This is a genomic window from Vibrio jasicida CAIM 1864 = LMG 25398 (assembly GCF_000400365.1).
GTDB classification, from domain to species: domain Bacteria; phylum Pseudomonadota; class Gammaproteobacteria; order Enterobacterales; family Vibrionaceae; genus Vibrio; species Vibrio jasicida.
Map to the genome: position 1 here is coordinate 1 of NZ_BAOG01000253.1, position 691 is coordinate 691.

The 691-nt window shown below is 39.8% G+C and carries 1 protein-coding gene; it reads right to left on the reverse strand.

The window, feature by feature from the left end; genetic code table 11:
- Nucleotides 1-125: 125 nt before the first annotated feature.
- Entirely contained in the window at nt 126-638 is a 513-nt protein-coding gene (locus VJL_RS27370; protein ID WP_104027200.1) for a hypothetical protein, read from the reverse strand.
- Nucleotides 639-691 lie beyond the last annotated feature (53 nt).

A 691-nucleotide genomic window follows, 5' to 3' on the forward strand; every position in this document is an offset into this window, starting at 1 on the left:
TAACGCCCTGTTAAGGTGTGAGCAACGCAATACCGAAGCTACCGCATACCACCTTAAACACTAAACGCAACGCATAGTAAAAATGCCACGCGTTGCGAATCACTCTTAAACAGATTGTTATGCGTTCACTTCCCAAGCACCCAATTTACTACGTTGTCTTGGTAATCCTCGCTTGACTGTTGAAGCAAAGGCTCTTTACTGAGCAGTGACAAAATTACAGAAATAGCATAATCACCAGCAGCAACCTCTCGAATTAGTCGAGTTATATGAGATTTAAAGTAGTTTTCATCAATTTTTGTATCCAAGCATCCAGTTAAACCAATAGCTAAACTATGAGCTATTTCATTTCTCGCCTCTCTCGCAGCATGAAGGATGTCTTTTACGTCATCAGCGATTGGAAGTGATTCTATATTTTTATATAGGGCTCGGAATTTACCTATCAACTCTGTCGCATAATCCTCGAATTTCTGTCGATCAACGACCATTACAAACGAGTTTTTCAGTTCAAGATATTTGGATGTATGATCGCACAAGTGATCAAAACGAGTTGCAACTATCAAGCAACGTCCAAGTATTGCCTGTAGTTCTTCCGTATTTTCTGTAATTTCAAAATCGTCTAAATAAATACCTGGATTCATAATTTCCCTCTGACGCATAACGCCCTGTTAAGGTGTGAGCAACGCAATACCGA

Coding starts and splice junctions, on each gene's coding strand:
- VJL_RS27370 (WP_104027200.1), bottom strand. CDS start 638: ATGAATCCAGGTATTTATTTAGACGATTTTGAAATTACAGAAAATACG.